Origin of the sequence: Phytopseudomonas flavescens, assembly GCF_900100535.1 — a bacterium.
GTDB classification, from domain to species: domain Bacteria; phylum Pseudomonadota; class Gammaproteobacteria; order Pseudomonadales; family Pseudomonadaceae; genus Aquipseudomonas; species Aquipseudomonas flavescens.
Genome location: NZ_FNDG01000005.1, coordinates 170,490 through 186,074, shown reverse-complemented (window position 1 = coordinate 186,074; position 15,585 = coordinate 170,490). Strand labels below are relative to the sequence as shown.

Annotated in this window: 12 protein-coding genes and 1 pseudogene; 10 read left to right on the top strand and 3 right to left on the bottom strand. The window is 63.6% G+C overall.

The window, feature by feature from the left end; genetic code table 11:
- Positions 1-5: 5 nt before the first annotated feature.
- From ftsA to lpxC, 3 genes are all read left to right on the top strand, one after another.
- A complete protein-coding gene (gene ftsA, locus BLR94_RS08600; protein WP_042554921.1) occupies positions 6-1,253 on the top strand; it encodes a cell division protein FtsA in 1,248 nt (415 codons plus the stop codon).
- Positions 1,254-1,333: 80 nt separating this feature from the next.
- Positions 1,334-2,524, top strand: a complete 1,191-nt coding sequence (ftsZ, locus tag BLR94_RS08595) for a cell division protein FtsZ (RefSeq protein ID WP_084304347.1) — start codon at positions 1,334-1,336, stop codon at positions 2,522-2,524.
- A gap of 112 nt (positions 2,525-2,636) precedes the next feature.
- Positions 2,637-3,548, top strand: a complete 912-nt coding sequence (lpxC, locus tag BLR94_RS08590; protein WP_084304346.1) for a UDP-3-O-acyl-N-acetylglucosamine deacetylase — start codon at positions 2,637-2,639, stop codon at positions 3,546-3,548.
- 232 nt (positions 3,549-3,780) lie between these two features.
- Here lpxC and BLR94_RS08585 read toward each other — a convergent pair whose 3' ends face one another.
- Positions 3,781-4,239 carry a DciA family protein gene (locus BLR94_RS08585; protein ID WP_084304345.1) on the bottom strand — a complete coding sequence of 153 codons (459 nt, stop codon included), beginning with the start codon at positions 4,237-4,239 and terminating at the stop codon, positions 3,781-3,783.
- 85 nt (positions 4,240-4,324) lie between these two features.
- Between BLR94_RS08585 and BLR94_RS08580 the strand changes: the two genes are divergently transcribed.
- The 7 genes and pseudogenes from BLR94_RS08580 (at position 4,325) to BLR94_RS08550 (ending at position 12,920) form a co-directional block, all read left to right on the top strand.
- Positions 4,325-5,251: a M23 family metallopeptidase gene (locus tag BLR94_RS08580; RefSeq protein ID WP_084304344.1), complete on the top strand. Its 927-nt coding sequence runs from the start codon at positions 4,325-4,327 to the stop codon at positions 5,249-5,251.
- Positions 5,252-5,420: 169 nt separating this feature from the next.
- On the top strand, positions 5,421-8,159 hold the full coding sequence (gene secA, locus BLR94_RS08575) for a preprotein translocase subunit SecA (RefSeq protein ID WP_084304343.1): 2,739 nt from the start codon (positions 5,421-5,423) through the stop codon (positions 8,157-8,159).
- A 183-nt stretch (positions 8,160-8,342) separates the two neighbouring features.
- Positions 8,343-9,560, top strand: coding sequence for a bifunctional glutamate N-acetyltransferase/amino-acid acetyltransferase ArgJ (gene argJ, locus BLR94_RS08570; protein WP_084304342.1), 1,218 nt, complete (start codon positions 8,343-8,345; stop codon positions 9,558-9,560).
- A gap of 90 nt (positions 9,561-9,650) precedes the next feature.
- A pseudogene (locus BLR94_RS08565) lies at positions 9,651-9,992 on the top strand (glutathione S-transferase N-terminal domain-containing protein); the annotation flags it as partial.
- A gap of 71 nt (positions 9,993-10,063) precedes the next feature.
- A complete protein-coding gene (locus tag BLR94_RS08560) occupies positions 10,064-11,008 on the top strand; it encodes a Nudix family hydrolase (RefSeq protein WP_084304340.1) in 945 nt (314 codons plus the stop codon).
- Positions 11,009-11,077: 69 nt separating this feature from the next.
- Entirely contained in the window at positions 11,078-12,010 is a 933-nt protein-coding gene (locus BLR94_RS08555) for an AEC family transporter (RefSeq protein ID WP_084304339.1), read from the top strand.
- A 19-nt stretch (positions 12,011-12,029) separates the two neighbouring features.
- The gene (locus BLR94_RS08550; RefSeq protein ID WP_084304338.1) at positions 12,030-12,920 is read left to right on the top strand and encodes a pseudouridine synthase; all 891 of its coding nucleotides are present in this window, start codon (positions 12,030-12,032) and stop codon (positions 12,918-12,920) included.
- Here BLR94_RS08550 and BLR94_RS08545 read toward each other — a convergent pair.
- Together BLR94_RS08545 and BLR94_RS08540 are read right to left on the bottom strand one after the other, a co-directional pair.
- Complete coding sequence (locus BLR94_RS08545) at positions 12,910-13,485, bottom strand: cob(I)yrinic acid a,c-diamide adenosyltransferase (protein WP_084304337.1); 576 nt, start codon at positions 13,483-13,485, stop codon at positions 12,910-12,912. The genes BLR94_RS08550 and BLR94_RS08545 overlap by 11 nt on opposite strands.
- Before the next feature lie 21 nt (positions 13,486-13,506).
- Complete coding sequence (locus tag BLR94_RS08540; protein WP_084304336.1) at positions 13,507-15,510, bottom strand: sensor histidine kinase; 2,004 nt, start codon at positions 15,508-15,510, stop codon at positions 13,507-13,509.
- Positions 15,511-15,585 lie beyond the last annotated feature (75 nt).

Genomic DNA, 15,585 nt, shown 5'->3' with positions numbered 1-15,585 from the left:
GAGTCATGGCAAACGTGCAGAGCGGCAAGATGATCGTCGGCCTCGACATCGGCACCTCCAAGGTGGTGGCGCTGGTGGGTGAGGTGACCGCTGATGGTCAGCTGGAAATCGTCGGCATCGGTACCCACCCATCGCGTGGCCTGAAGAAGGGCGTGGTGGTCAATATCGAGTCCACGGTGGCCTCGATCCAGCGCGCGGTGGAAGAGGCCCAGCTTATGGCGGGTTGCCGTATCCACTCGGCGTTCGTCGGCGTTGCCGGCAACCACATCCGTAGCCTCAATAGCCATGGCATCGTCGCCATCCGCGACCGTGAGGTCAGCAACGCCGACCTGGAGCGCGTGCTCGACGCCGCCCAGGCCGTGGCCATTCCGGCAGACCAGCGCGTGCTGCACACCCTGCCGCAGGACTACGTGATCGATAACCAGGAAGGCGTTCGCGAGCCCCTGGGCATGTCCGGTGTGCGCCTGGAAGCCAAGGTGCACGTGGTGACCTGCGCGGTGAACGCGGCGCAGAACATCGAGAAGTGCGTGCGCCGTTGTGGCCTCGAGGTCGACGACATCATCCTCGAGCAGCTGGCTTCCGCCTACGCGGTACTGACCGACGACGAGAAGGAGCTGGGCGTGTGCCTGGTCGATATCGGCGGCGGTACCACCGACATCTGCATTTTCACCGAAGGCGCGATCCGCCACACCGCGGTGATCCCGATCGCCGGCGATCAGGTCACCAACGATATCGCCATGGCCCTGCGTACCCCGACCCAGTACGCCGAAGAGATCAAGATCCGCTATGCGTGCGCCCTGGCCAAGCTTGCCGGTGCAGGGGAAACCATCAAGGTACCGAGCGTGGGTGATCGTCCGCCCCGCGACCTGTCGCGCCAGTCGCTGGCCGAAGTGGTCGAGCCGCGTTACGACGAGCTGTTCACCTTGATTCAGGCCGAACTGCGCCGCAGTGGCTACGAAGACCTGATCCCGGCGGGCATCGTGCTCACCGGTGGCACGGCGAAGATGGAGGGTGCGGTCGAGCTGGCCGAAGAGATCTTCCACATGCCGGTACGCCTCGGCGTGCCCCATAGCGTCAAGGGCCTCAGCGACGTGGTGCGCAATCCCATTTATTCGACCGGCGTTGGCCTGTTGATGTACGGCCTGCGCAAGCAGTCCGACGATATCCCGATGCCCGGCAACGGTAGCTACGGCGATGAAACGAAAACCCCGGTACTGGAGCGGCTCAAACGCTGGATCCAGGGTAATTTCTAATGTTGGGCGACGTGTGCACGGGCGTGTGCGGCGTCATCAGGCAATAGGCGTTAAAAACTAGAAAGTACAGGAGAGAGACCATGTTTGAACTCGTAGACAACCTTCCGCAGAGCGCGGTCATCAAGGTCATCGGTGTCGGTGGTGGTGGTGGTAACGCCGTCAATCACATGGCCAAGAGCAACATCGAAGGCGTCGAATTCATCTGCGCCAACACCGATGCCCAGGCACTGAAGAACATCGGTGCGCGCACCGTGCTGCAACTCGGCACCGGCGTGACCAAGGGCCTGGGCGCTGGTGCCAACCCGGAAGTGGGCCGTCAGGCCGCTCTGGAAGACCGTGAGCGCATCGCCGAAGTGCTGCAGGGCTGCGACATGGTATTCATCACCACGGGCATGGGCGGTGGTACCGGTACCGGTGCTGCGCCAGTGATCGCCGAAGTGGCCAAGGAAATGGGCATCCTGACCGTCGCGGTAGTGACCCGTCCGTTCCCGTTCGAGGGCCGCAAGCGCATGCAGATCGCCGACGAAGGCATCCGCGCGCTGTCGGAAAGCGTCGACTCGCTGATCACCATCCCCAACGAAAAACTGCTGACCATCCTCGGTAAGGATGCCAGCCTGCTGTCCGCCTTCTCCAAGGCCGATGACGTGCTGTCCGGCGCCGTACGCGGCATTTCCGACATCATCAAGCGTCCTGGCATGATCAACGTCGACTTCGCCGACGTGAAGACGGTGATGAGCGAAATGGGCATGGCCATGATGGGCACCGGCTGCGCCAGCGGTCCGAACCGTGCGCGTGAGGCCACCGAGGCGGCCATTCGCAACCCGCTGCTCGAAGACGTCAACCTGCAGGGCGCTCGCGGCATCCTGGTGAACATCACCGCCGGCCCGGATCTGTCCCTGGGCGAGTATTCCGACGTCGGTAACATCATCGAACAGTTCGCCTCCGATCACGCCACCGTCAAGGTCGGCACCGTGATCGATCCGGACATGCGCGACGAACTGCACGTGACCGTGGTCGCCACCGGGCTGGGCGCGCGTATCGAAAAGCCGGTCAAGGTCGTCGACAACACCGTTCAGGTGGCGGCTGCCCAGTCCAGCGCCCCGTTGGCCGCGCCGGTTCGCAGCGAACAGAACGTCAATTACAAGGACTACGAGCGCCCGACCGTACAGCGTCAGAGCCATGGTGGCGCTGCCACGGCGGCGAAGATGAATCCGCAGGATGACCTGGATTACCTGGACATTCCCGCTTTCCTGCGTCGTCAGGCGGATTGATGAAATCTATCAGGAGTATAAGGGTGATTGGTGTTCAGCAAAGGTCGGTTCTGCTATCATCGCCAGCCTTTGTTGAAAACAATTCGCACCTAGCGCTATAGCGGCCAGAGCCATGATCAAACAACGCACCCTGAAGAACATCATCCGCGCCACGGGTATCGGCCTGCACTCCGGGGAAAAGGTTTACCTGACCCTGAAGCCGGCTCCGGTGGACACCGGCATCGTGTTCCGTCGCACCGACCTCGACCCTGTGGTCGAGGTCGCCGGCCATGCCCTGAACGTCGGTGAAACCACCATGTCGACCACGCTGGTCAATGGTGATGTCAAGGTGGATACGGTGGAGCACCTGCTTTCGGCCATGGCTGGCCTGGGCATCGATAACGCCTACGTCGAGCTCTCCGCATGCGAAGTGCCAATCATGGATGGCAGCGCTGGGCCCTTTGTTTTCCTGATTCAGTCGGCTGGTCTGCAAGAGCAGGACGCCCCCAAGAAGTTCATCCGCATCACCCGTGAAGTGACCGTGACGGACGGCGACAAGCGCGCCACCTTCGTTCCGTTCGATGGCTTCAAGGTGAGCTTCGAGATCGACTTCGATCACCCGGTATTCCATGATCGTACCAAGACGGCGAGTGTGGATTTCTCCAGCACTTCGTTCGTCAAAGAGGTCAGCCGCGCCCGCACGTTCGGTTTCATGCGTGATATCGAATTCCTGCGCTCGCACAATCTGGCCCGCGGCGGCAGCGTGGACAATGCCATCGTGGTGGACGAATTCGGTGTGCTCAACGAAGACGGCCTGCGTTACGAGGACGAATTCGTCAGGCACAAGATTCTCGATGCCATCGGTGATCTCTATCTGCTCGGCAACAGCCTGATCGGTGAGTTCCGCGGCTACAAGTCCGGCCACGGCCTGAACAACCGCCTGCTGCGCGCTCTGATCGCACAGCCGGAGGCTTGGGAAATGGTGACATTCGAAGACGCCGATACCGCACCGATTTCTTACATGCGCCCGGCCGCGGCGATGTAAGACACTCTCCTTTGCTTTATCTTCAAGGCCACCCTCGGGTGGCCTTTTTTATACCGGTTTTCTCACCTGCGCATGGCGCTTTCGCGCAGCAGCAGTCAGCACGGTAGACAAGAGACAGGTCGCCGTTGGCTATGTTTGCGTGGGCGGTTGCACGTCCCGCAGGTCGCACCGCCCGTCAACGTTCGATGCGAACATGGCCGCTTCGTTTATTGCCGATTGAGCCGGTGACGGCTTAACAATCACTGCGTCGGCGATGGCTGGCCAGGCGCTCCAGGGCGTCTCGCAGGCGGGGGTCACTGACGCCCTCGGCGGTTGCCTGGATACTGTCCGCAGCACTGTCGGAAAGTTCGAAGGGGCGGGCAGGTGCACGCCTTTCGGCGGTGGAAGGTTGCACCTTGAAGAGTATTTTCGTTATGGTCGCGAACGTTTCGAGCGCCTGCAACTGCCTCTGCAGGCGTCGCTGTTGATAGCGCAACCGAGTGGCCCAGTGGCCGTCGGTGACGATTAAAAGTAGACAGCCCTCCCGCCAGGAAGCCACGTGGCAGTGTTCCCGGGCGGCAGGCTGCAGCTGACTTTCCAGCAACTGCTGCAGATGGTCGATGCGCTGAGCCTGGTTATACAGGGCTTTGAGGGGCTTCGCCTCGCGCAGCAGTGCGGCGGGCGCCTTGGCCGGCAAGGGACGAAAACTCATGGCGGAGCCTGCAATTTCTTGGGGCCGTCATGGTAGCAGAACCTTGCCGCCCACTCGGGTTCCACCTTTTCGACATGGGGATGTCATGCACGTCATTTTTCTCAGCCGCCGCCACGGTGCCGCGCGTTCGCTCAGTCTCGATCTGCGCTGGCTGACGATCGGCCTGGCACTGGCGATCGTCCTGGCGATCGGTGCAGGTGTGGCAGTGGGCGCCTGGCTGGCGCCGAAACCGCTAGGGTTGTCGGAAAGCGTCGAGGTTACCCAGGCGCTCGATGCTCAGCGTGACGAAGTGGGTGCGGTGCGTATCGACGCTCAGCGTCAACTGGATGCATTCGCCGCCCATGTCGCCGAGCTGCAGTCCCGCTTGATCCGCCTCGATGCCCTGGGCGAGCGGCTTACCGAGCTGGCGGAGCTGGACGCCAGCGAGTTCGATTTCTCCCTCGGCGTCGGCCAGGGTGGGCCTGAAGAACCCATCGGCGGTGCCGCCTACGCGCCGCCGGCGTTCATGAGTACGCTGGATGAGCTGGCGTTACGCATGGACAGCCGCGAGCAGCAGCTCGAAGTGCTGGAACAACTGCTGGCGGATCGGCGCCTCGACGAGGCCGCGATGCTGTCCGGGCATCCGGTGTTGCAGGGGTATGTATCGTCGCCGTTCGGTCGTCGGGTCGACCCGCTGACCGGCCGTGCCAGCGTGCACAAGGGCGTCGACTTCGCGGCCAAGGCCGGCAGTGAGGTGGTTGCCGTCGGTGCTGGCGTGGTGACCTTCGCCGGGCGCCGCAATGGCTATGGCAATACCGTGGAAATCAGCCATGCCGACGGCTACGTCACCTTGTATGCACACAACCGCAGCAATCGGGTGCAGGTCGGCGATCTGGTCCAGCGTGGGCAGGCCATCGCCACGGTGGGCAGTACCGGGCGCTCCACCGGTAATCACGTGCATTTCGAAGTCAGTCGTAACGGGCAACTGGTCAATCCGCACAGTTACATCGCGCGAGTCAGCGACGAAGATTGACGGCGTAGTGGCTGCTGATTTCCCTGGGCAGCCGATGGCCCGGTGCCAATAACGCCGCTTTCATCCATTTCGTTTCCGGGTAGAATGCCCCCTTCGCACGCAGCCATGAGGGCTGCATGGGCGACTCACGGGGCCGCCCTCCATCCATAGCGTGGAAGATCCTGTCGATATGTTTGCGCCTTTGTTGAAAAAACTCTTTGGAAGCAAGAACGAGCGTGAGGTCAAGCGCATGCTCAAGGCGGTTCAGGCCGTCAATGCATTCGAGGAGCAGATGCTCGCACTCTCCGATGAGCAACTGCGCGCCAAGACCGAAGAATTCAAGGCCCGCCTGGCCAAAGGCGAAACCCTGGATCAACTGCTGCCCGAAGTCTTCGCCGTGGCCCGCGAGGCCGGCAAGCGTGTGATGGGCATGCGCCACTTCGATGTCCAGTTGATCGGTGGCATGACCCTGCACGAAGGCAAGATCGCCGAGATGCGTACCGGTGAGGGCAAGACCCTGGTCGGCACCCTGGCCGTTTATCTCAACGCCCTGGAAGGCAAGGGCGTGCACGTGGTTACGGTCAACGACTACCTGGCTCGTCGCGACGCCAACTGGATGCGGCCGCTGTATGAGTTCCTCGGCCTGTCGGTCGGCATCGTCACCCCCTTCATGCCGCCGGACGAGAAGCGCGCGGCCTACGCGGCCGACATCACCTACGGCACCAATAACGAATTCGGTTTCGACTACCTGCGCGACAACATGGCGTTCAGCGTGGAAGAGAAATTCCAGCGCGAGCTGAATTTCGCCGTGATCGACGAGGTCGACTCGATCCTCATCGACGAGGCGCGCACGCCGCTGATCATCTCCGGCCAGGCCGAAGACAGCTCGAAGATGTACACCGAGATCAACAAGCTGATTCCTCGCCTCAAGTTGCACATCGAGGAAGAAGAGGGTGTGGTCACCCAGGAGGGCCACTACAAGGTCGACGAGAAGAGCCGTCAGGTCGAGCTCAACGAGGAAGGCCACCAGGTCATCGAGGACATGCTGACCCAGGCGGGGATGCTGGCCGAAGGCGAGAGCCTCTATTCGGCGCACAACCTCGGCCTGCTGACCCACGTGTATGCCGGCCTGCGCGCGCATACCCTGTTCCAGCGCAACGTCGAGTACATCGTGCAGAACGGCCAGGTGATCCTGATCGACGAGCACACCGGTCGTACCATGCAGGGCCGTCGCCTGTCCGAGGGCCTGCACCAGGCCATCGAAGCGAAGGAAGGCGTGCAGATCCAGGCCGAGAGCCAGACGCTGGCGTCGACCACCTTCCAGAATTACTTCCGCCTGTACACCAAGCTGGCCGGGATGACCGGTACCGCCGACACCGAGGCTTTCGAATTCCACCAGATCTACGGTCTGGACGTGATGGTCATTCCGACCAACAAGCCGATTTCCCGTAAGGACTTCAACGACCTGGTCTACCTGACCCAGGAAGAGAAGTACGCGGCGATCATCAACGATATCAAGGAATGCCAGGCCCAGGGCCGGCCGATCCTGGTCGGTACCGCGACCATCGAAACCTCCGAGTACGTTTCGCGGTTGCTGGAGCAGGAAGGCATCGAGCACAAGGTGCTCAACGCCAAGTTCCACGAGAAGGAAGCCGAGATCATCGCCCAGGCCGGTCGCCCGGGGGCGCTGACCATCGCCACCAACATGGCGGGTCGCGGTACCGATATCCTGCTGGGTGGCAACTGGGAAGTGGAAGTCGCTGCCCTGGAAGATCCGACTGCCGAGCAGATCGCGCAGATCAAGAGCGACTGGCAGAAGCGCCACCAGGCCGTGCTGGAGTCGGGTGGTCTGCACGTGATCGCGTCCGAGCGTCACGAATCGCGCCGTATCGACAACCAGCTGCGTGGCCGTGCCGGCCGTCAGGGTGACGCCGGCTCCAGCCGCTTCTACCTGTCGCTGGAAGACAGCCTGATGCGCATCTTCGCCTCCGATCGGGTGAAGAACTTCATGAAGGCACTGGGCATGCAGGCCGGCGAGGCCATCGAGCACCGCATGGTCACCAACGCCATCGAGAAGGCACAGCGCAAGGTCGAAGGCCGTAACTTCGACATGCGCAAGCAACTGCTCGAGTTCGATGACGTGGCCAACGAACAGCGCAAGGTGATCTATCACATGCGCAACACCTTGCTGACCGCCGACAACGTCGGCGAAACCATCGAGGATTTCCGCAGGGAAGTGCTGGACAACACCATCAACGCGCACATGCCGCCGCAGTCGCTGCCCGAGCAGTGGGACATCGCCGGTCTGGAAGAGGCGCTGTACGCTGGCTTCAACCTGCGCCTGCCGATCCAGCAGTGGCTCGACGAAGACGACAAGCTGTACGAGGACACCCTGCGCGAGCGCATCCTCAAGGAGCTGGTCGAGGCGTACAACGAGAAGGAGACCCAGGCCAGCGCCGAAGCGTTGCGTACCTTCGAGAAACAGATTCTGCTGCGTGTTCTCGACGACCTGTGGAAAGATCACCTGTCGACCATGGATCACCTGCGTCACGGCATCCACCTGCGCGGCTACGCCCAGAAGAACCCCAAGCAGGAATACAAGCGCGAGTCCTTCACCCTGTTCCAGGAACTGCTCGATTCCATCAAGCGCGATGCCATCCGCGTGCTTTCTCACGTACAGGTTCGCCGCGAGGATCCGGCGGAGGAAGAAGCCCGTCTGCGTCGCGATGCCGAAGCGCTGGCCCAGCGCATGCAGTTCCAGCACGACGAAGTTTCCGCGCTCGAAGCGCCTGAAACCGAAGCGCAGGATGGCAGCGACGTTGCCGTTGCCACTGCCCCGGTGCGTGCCGAGCAGAAGATCGGTCGCAACGAACTCTGCCCGTGCGGTTCCGGCAAGAAGTACAAGCACTGCCACGGTCAGGTCAGCTAAGACTGACCACGATAGCTGCGTGTCGGTGCTGGGGCGTTGCAAACCGGTACTGGCCCGCATGGCCGTCGACAGGCTCTTGTCCTGAGCTGGCTGTACGTCCAAGCGCCGCGAAGGGTCTACCCCTCCGCGGCGTTTTCGCTTCGAATATGCTGTGCAATTCCACCTAACTCGAGGAGCTTTCCCATGGCTGTTGGTCTTGGCCCGCTGTCTACCCTGCACCCGGTTCCAGGTTTCGAACTGGGCATCGCCTCCGCCGGCATCAAGCGCCCCGGGCGCAAGGATGTGGTGGTGATGCGCTGTGCCGAAGGCAGCAGCGTGGCAGGCGTCTTCACCCTCAACGCGTTCTGCGCGGCGCCGGTGATCCTGGCCAAGAAACGCGCCTCGGGCAGCGTCCGCTACCTGCTCACCAATACCGGCAACGCCAACGCCGGCACCGGCGAGCCGGGCCTGCAGAACGCCATTCGTACCTGTGCCAGCCTGGCCGCCCTGGCCGGTGTGGACGAAAGCGAAGTGCTGCCGTTCTCCACCGGCGTGATCGGTGAGCCACTGCCGGTGGAAAAGATCGAGGGCGCCCTGCAGGCCGCTCTGGATAACCTGTCGGTGAACAACTGGGCAGATGCCGCCACCGGCATCATGACCACCGACACTCTGCCCAAAGGTGCCAGCCGCCAGTTCAGCCATGAAGGCGTGACGGTCACCGTCACCGGGATCAGCAAGGGCGCCGGCATGATCAAACCGAACATGGCCACCATGCTCGGCTACATCGCCACGGACGCCAAGGTTGCCCAGGGCGTGCTGCAGGATCTGCTGCGCGATGCGGCGAACAAGTCGTTCAATCGCATCACCATCGACGGTGACACCTCCACCAACGACTGTTGCATGCTGATCGCCACCGGTCAGGCTGCGCTGCCGGAAATCACCCAGGCCAGCGGTGCGCTGTTCGCGGCGCTCAAGCAAGCGGTCTTCGAGGTGTGCATGGATGTGGCCCAGGCCATCGTGCGTGACGGTGAGGGCGCGACCAAGTTCGTCACCGTGCAGGTCAACGGCGGGGCGACGCATCAGGAGTGCCTGGACGTCGGCTATGCGGTGGCCCATTCGCCGCTGATCAAGACCGCGTTGTTCGCGTCCGACCCCAACTGGGGGCGCATCCTCGCGGCCGTCGGCCGTGCCGGCGTGGCGCAGCTCGACGTCAGCAAGATCGATGTGTTCCTCGGTGACGTGTGCATCGCCAGCAAGGGGTGCCGGGCCAGCAGCTACACCGAGGAGCAGGGCTCGGCGGTGATGGCCGAAGAGGAGATCACCATCCGCATCGAGCTGGGTCGCGGCACCTGCAGCGAGACCATCTGGACCACTGACCTGTCCCACGAGTACGTGAAGATCAACGCCGAGTACCGCACCTGATCCAACGTTCGTATTCCCTTCGTGCATGGCCCCATGTAACGAGGGGAATTTGCTGCCGGGCCGACCCCGGCGGACGCTGCATGAGTATTCATGGCAGATTGGAGAGCGCTCGTGTCACTGCAATTGCTCATAGGCAACAAGAACGACTCGTCCTGGGCGCTGCGTGACGGGTTGGCGATCGAACTCAGTGGCGCCGCTTATGTGGAAACCCGGGTGCCGCTCTATGCGGTCGATAGCCGTGCCCGCCTGCTGAGCGGTTCGCAGACGGCCAAGGTGCCAGTGCTCAAGACCGACGACGTCGGGGGCGTCTGGGATTCCCTGGCCATCGCCGGGTACCTGGCCGAGGGTTTTCCTGAATCCGCCCTGTGGCCGCGCAACGTGGCGGCTCGCGCCATGGCGCGTTGCGTCTGTGCGCAAATGCACAGCGGTTTCGTCCTACGTCAAACCATTTTTCAGTAGCCGGCGATCCAGCGCTGGTTGCAGGCAGCCTTGAAGGAGTGAACGTGAAACGCGTGCATGTAGCGGCAGCGGTGATTCGTGGTGAGGATGGTCGCATCCTCATCGCCAGGCGTCCCGACGACAAGCACCAGGGTGGGCTCTGGGAGTTCCCGGGTGGCAAGGTCAAGGAGGGCGAGGCCGTGCTGGCTGCGTTGTCCCGCGAGCTGCACGAGGAGCTGGGCATTCTCCCGGAAAGCGCGCGGCCACTGATCCAGGTGCGCCACGACTATGCCGACAAGCACGTGCTGCTGGACGTCTGGGAAGTCAGCCGTTTCAGCGGCGAGCCACACGGCGCCGAAGGCCAGCCGCTGGCCTGGGTAAGTGCCCGGCAGCTTGGCGACTACGAGTTCCCGGCTGCCAACCGGCCGATCGTGGCGGCCGCCCGTTTGCCCGAGCAGTACCTGATCACCCCGGACGGCCTTGATGGGCCGCAGCTGCTGGCCGGCATTCGCGCGGCCATCGGCCGTGGCGCGCGGCTGATCCAGTTGCGTGCCCCGGCGATGTTCGATGCTCAGTACCGGGATCTCGCCGTGGACATCCAGGGGCTGTGCGCCGGCAAGGCGCAATTGATGCTCAAGGGGCCCCTGGAGTGGCTTGGCGATTTTCCCGCTGCCGGCTGGCACCTGACGGCCGAGCAGTTGCGCAAGTATGCCGCCAAAGGGCGTCCACTGGCGGTGGATCGCTGGCTGGCGGCGTCTTGCCATAGCGCCGAGGAGTTGCAGCTGGCGGCACAGATCGGCGCCGATTTCGTCACCCTGTCGCCCTTGCAGGCGACCCAGAGCCATCCCGATGCGCAGCCCCTGGGCTGGGAGCTGGCTACCGAGCTGCTGCAGCGCTTCAACCAGCCCTGCTACCTGCTTGGCGGGGTCGGCCCGCAGCATCGCGAGCAGGCCTGGCAGACTGGCGCGCAGGGTGTCGCGGGGATCCGCGCGTTCTGGCCCGAGCAATAACCACTGGCTGCCACCGCTTGTTTCGGGGGGCAGTGTTTCGTCGAGTCTTCAAAGAGAGTGCTCCGGCCCATGGCCTCGGTCTTCACTGTCATCCTGCCGGTCTTCGCACTGATCCTCGCCGGCTTCGCCTGCCGGCGGCTGGGCCTGCTTGGGGCCACGGCGGCGTCCGAGATAAACCGCATGGTGGTCTGGCTGTGCCTGCCGGCGCTGTTGTTCGAGGCAATGGCCACGGTCGTCTGGGACGAAATCTGGCAGCCGGGATTCATCCTCGCTTATGGCATCGCCACCCTGGGCATCTTTGCTGCGGTGCTGCTGTGGCGCCTGCGCCGCAGCGGCAGCCTGGCCGATGCCAGCGTGCAGGGGCTCAGCGCTTCCTATGCCAATACCGGCTACATGGGCATCCCGCTGTGCCTGCTGGTGTTCGGCGAAGCAGGCATGGAGCCGGCGCTGATCGCCTGCCTGATCGTCATCTGCGTGTTGTTCGCCCTGGCGGTGGTGTGTATCGAAGTCGGCTTGCAGAGCGAAAAGAGCGTCCTGCTGGCGGTGCGCAAGGTCTCCATCGCGCTGCTGAAGAACCCCATCGTCATGGCGCCGTTGCTCGGCGCGCTATGGGCGGCGACGGCGCAGCCGCTGCCGGCCCCGCTGCATCAGTTTCTCAAACTACTGGCTGCCGCCACCGGCCCCTGTGCGCTGATCGCCCTCGGGTTGTTCCTGGCCCAGCGGCATGACGGAGCCAAGGCCCGTGGTACCAGCCTGGTGCTGATCAAGCTGATCGCTCACCCGCTGATCACCTGGATGCTTGCCGTCCATGTCTTCCGCCTGCCGCCCATGTGGACCCATGCCGCGTTGCTGCTCAGCGCACTGCCTACCGGCACCGGGCCATTCATGCTTGCCGAGTTCTACCGGCGTGAAGGTACCCAGGTGTCGAGTACCATTCTGCTGTCGACCCTGGGATCGGTGGTGACGCTGTCGGTCTGCCTGTACCTGATCGCCCCCCGATAACCGCGCCCGGAGCCTTTGCATGTCCGCATCCGATCATCCGCCTGGCTCCTTGCGTCCCAGCACCCTGCATCTGCCGGCAGGGCCCTGGGCGACCGTGCTCGATTGCCTGTGCGCGCACTTCCCGGCGATTTCACGAGAAATCTGGCTGGAGCGCATTGCGCGGGGGAGGGTGCTGGATGCCCAGGGCGCGCCCGTCGTTGCCGATCACCCCTACCGGGTCGGCTTGCGTGTGCACTATTTTCGCGAGGTGCCAGCCGAGCCGCAGATTCCCTTCGAGGAGGCGATCCTGCATGCCGACGACCATCTGCTGGTCGCCGACAAGCCCCATTTCCTACCGGTGATGCCGGCGGGCGCCTATGTCGAGCAGACCTTGCTGGCACGGCTGGTCAAGCGCACCGGCAATGTCGATCTGGTGCCGCTGCACCGTATCGACCGGCACACTGCCGGGCTGGTGCTGTTTTCCACCAACGCGCGGACGCGCGGGCGTTACCAGGCGCTGTTTCGCGAGCGCAATATCGACAAGCGTTACGAAGCGCTGGCGGCGCCATTGTCGCAGGTGCGGTTTCCGTTGTTACGCGAGACCCGCTTCGAGGCGGGCGAGCCGTTCTTTCGCATGCGCGAAGCGCCGGGCGCGGCCAATACCCGCACGCGCATCGACGTGATCGAACGGCGCGCTGATTGCTGGCTGTATGGTCTCGAGCCGGTGACCGGCAAGAAGCACCAACTGCGGGTGCATATGGCGGCACTCGGCGCGCCGATTCTCAACGATCCCTTCTATCCCGAGGTAAGCAGCAGCGAAGGTGATCCCGACGACTACAGCCGGCCGCTGAAGCTATTGGCCCGCCGTTTGTCGTTTGCCGATCCGTTGAGCGGTGAGTTGAGGCGTTTCGAGAGCGGCCTCAGGCTTTAGCGGCCGCCTGCCAGAGCACTTCGTCGATTCCCTGGCGCCTGGCGATCAGCCGTGCTGCCACGAACAGCAGGTCTGACAGTCGGTTGATGTAGGCCAGCAGCTCGCCGCGCAGCGGCTCGATGGCATGGAGCTGCCCGCAACGGCGTTCGGCCCCGCGCGCGCTGCTGCGACACAGGTGCGCCTGGGCGATCAGCCGCGAACCACCAGGCAGGATGAAGTTCGTCAGTGGGCCGACTTCCTCGTTCCAGCGGTCGATGGCCGCTTCCAGGCGCTCGATCTCGACGGCCTGCAGGGCCTGGTAATCCGGCATGGCCAGCTCGCCGCCCAGGTCGAACAAGCGATGCTGACAGGGCGCCAGCACCTCGATCAGCTCGGCGAGGCCCGGGCATAGGCGCTGCTGCTCTATCAGCTCGGCGAGCAACAGGCCGAGCTGACTGTTCAGGCTGTCCACCTCGCCGATGGCTTCGATGCGTGGGTGATCCTTGGCCACCCGGCGGCCGTCGGCCAGCCCGGTTTGCCCGGTATCGCCGGTACGGGTGTAGATTTTCGACAGTCGATAGCCCATGGGTGGCTCCGTGGTGAGGGTTCAGGTGCTGGCACCGATGGGCAGGCGCAGGGTGAAACAGGTGCCCTGTCCGGTGCGTGAGTGCACTTCCATCTGTCCCTTGTGGTTGTTGGTGACGATGAAGTACGAGACGGAAAGCCCGAGGCCGGTGCCCTGGCCGACTTCCTTGGTGGTGAAGAAGGGTTCGAAAATGCGCTTGCGCACGGCCTCCGGGATGCCCACCCCATTGTCCTCCACCTGCACTTCGGCCCAGGGCGGCGCCAGCCGTGTACGCAGGGTGATACTGCCCGGCACGCTGTCATCATCGCGCAGGTGGATGGCCTGGGCGGCGTTCTTCAGCAGGTTGAGCAGCACCTGCTCCAGTTCGTTGGCGATACTCGGTATCGGACCCAGTGCCGGGTCGAACTCGCGCTGGATCAGCAGGCTCTTGAAGTCGAAGCTCTCGGTCAGGTCGAAGTCGTTGCTGGCGATTTCCACGGCCTGATCGATCAACGCCGGCAGCTGGCACGGCACCAACTGTCGGTTGCTCAGTCGACTGAAACTGAGCATGTGGGTGACTATCTTCGAAGCCCGCGTGCCGGCATGCTGGATGCCGTCGAGCAGCATGGGAATCTCCCGCGCCGTCAGGTATCTGTCGATGGCCGGCAGGCTGATGCCGGCCCGGTCGGCCTGCTCCTGATTGCGTGGCAGCTCGGGTGACAAGCGTCGACGGATGTTCTGCACGTTGTGCAGGATGGCGCCCAGCGGGTTGTTGATCTCGTGCGCCATGCCGGCCGCCAGGCCGCCGACCGACAGCATTTTCTCGGACTGCACCATGACCTCTTCGAGGTTCAGGCGCTGGGTGATGTCGTCGATGCGGATCACCACGCCGCGGCCGATGCTGCCGATCAGCGGGTAGAAGGTCAGGGCGTAATGGTGTGGCTCGTCGTCACGGATCCAGGTCACCCGTTCGATCTTCTCCACCCGGTGCTGCTCGGCGGTGCGCTTGAGCTTGGACAGGTAAGGCTTGAGCAGGGGAAAGGCGAGGAATACCGGCTGGTTCACCGCTTCGTCCAGGGAGGTGCCGGAAAGGGCGCTGGCTTCCTGGTTCCACTGCGCCACGTAGAGCTGTTCGTCGAGGGCGATCAGCGCCGAGGGCATGGAGTCGATGATGCTGTTGAGGTAGTTCTGGAAGCCGGTGAGCTTCTTCTCGATCTTGCTGCGTACCTGCACCTCGAGTTCCAGCTTGCGGTTCGACAAACGGGTTTCCTCAGCCAGACCCTGGGCCTGGTTGTAGGCTTCCTCGGAGTCGTCACGGGCCCGCTTGAGCTGCTGCTCGCGGGCCTCGATGCGGGTCAGCATGGTGTTGAAGGCTTCGGCCAGGCTGCCGATTTCATCCTGGTTGCCGCGCCGCGCCCGCAGCGAGTAGTTCTCTTCGCGGGTGACCTGGCGGGTCAGCTCTTCCAGGCGCTTGATCGGGCTGGTGACCAGCCGGCGGATCTGCCGCGCCACCAGCAGCCAGAGCACCAGACTGAAGCCGAGGATCACCAGGCTGGCGGTGACGGTGCCCCGGTAGAAGGCACCGGGGAGTTCGCTGGAAGCGACCAGCAGCAGGTAGCCGGGTGGCGCCTCGGCCTGTGGCAACTCGACCAGTTGATTGGCGCGAAACTCACTCAGGCGCCAGTTGGCCAGGTCGTCGACCCGCGATGGCAGTTGCAGTTTTTCGCCACGCTGCAACTGCGCCAGGCTGTCGCCGTTGGCGTCGTAGATCACTGCGGCACGCAGCGGTGCGTAGCCGTCCAGACGTTTCAGCAGTTCACCTGCCGCCTGCGGGGAACTGAGGGCCTCGCGGCTCAGGGCAGGGCTGGCGATCAGTCGGCTGAGGGTCTGCAGAGCCTGAGGGGCGACGCTTTCCTGGGAGATCCAGTAGGCGGCACTGATGAAGGTCATGTTGGCTACCACCAGCACCGCCGCCAGCAGTACCAGCAGGGCAGCGAGCAGTTTACGGCCAACGGGGAGGTTCTTCAGGCGGTGGCGCAGGCGCATTGGGCTTCGTCGTATTGGCGGTCGAGCGGGCAGGTTAGGGCCTGGCAACCGCTGTGTGCAAGCGCCGACGGATTC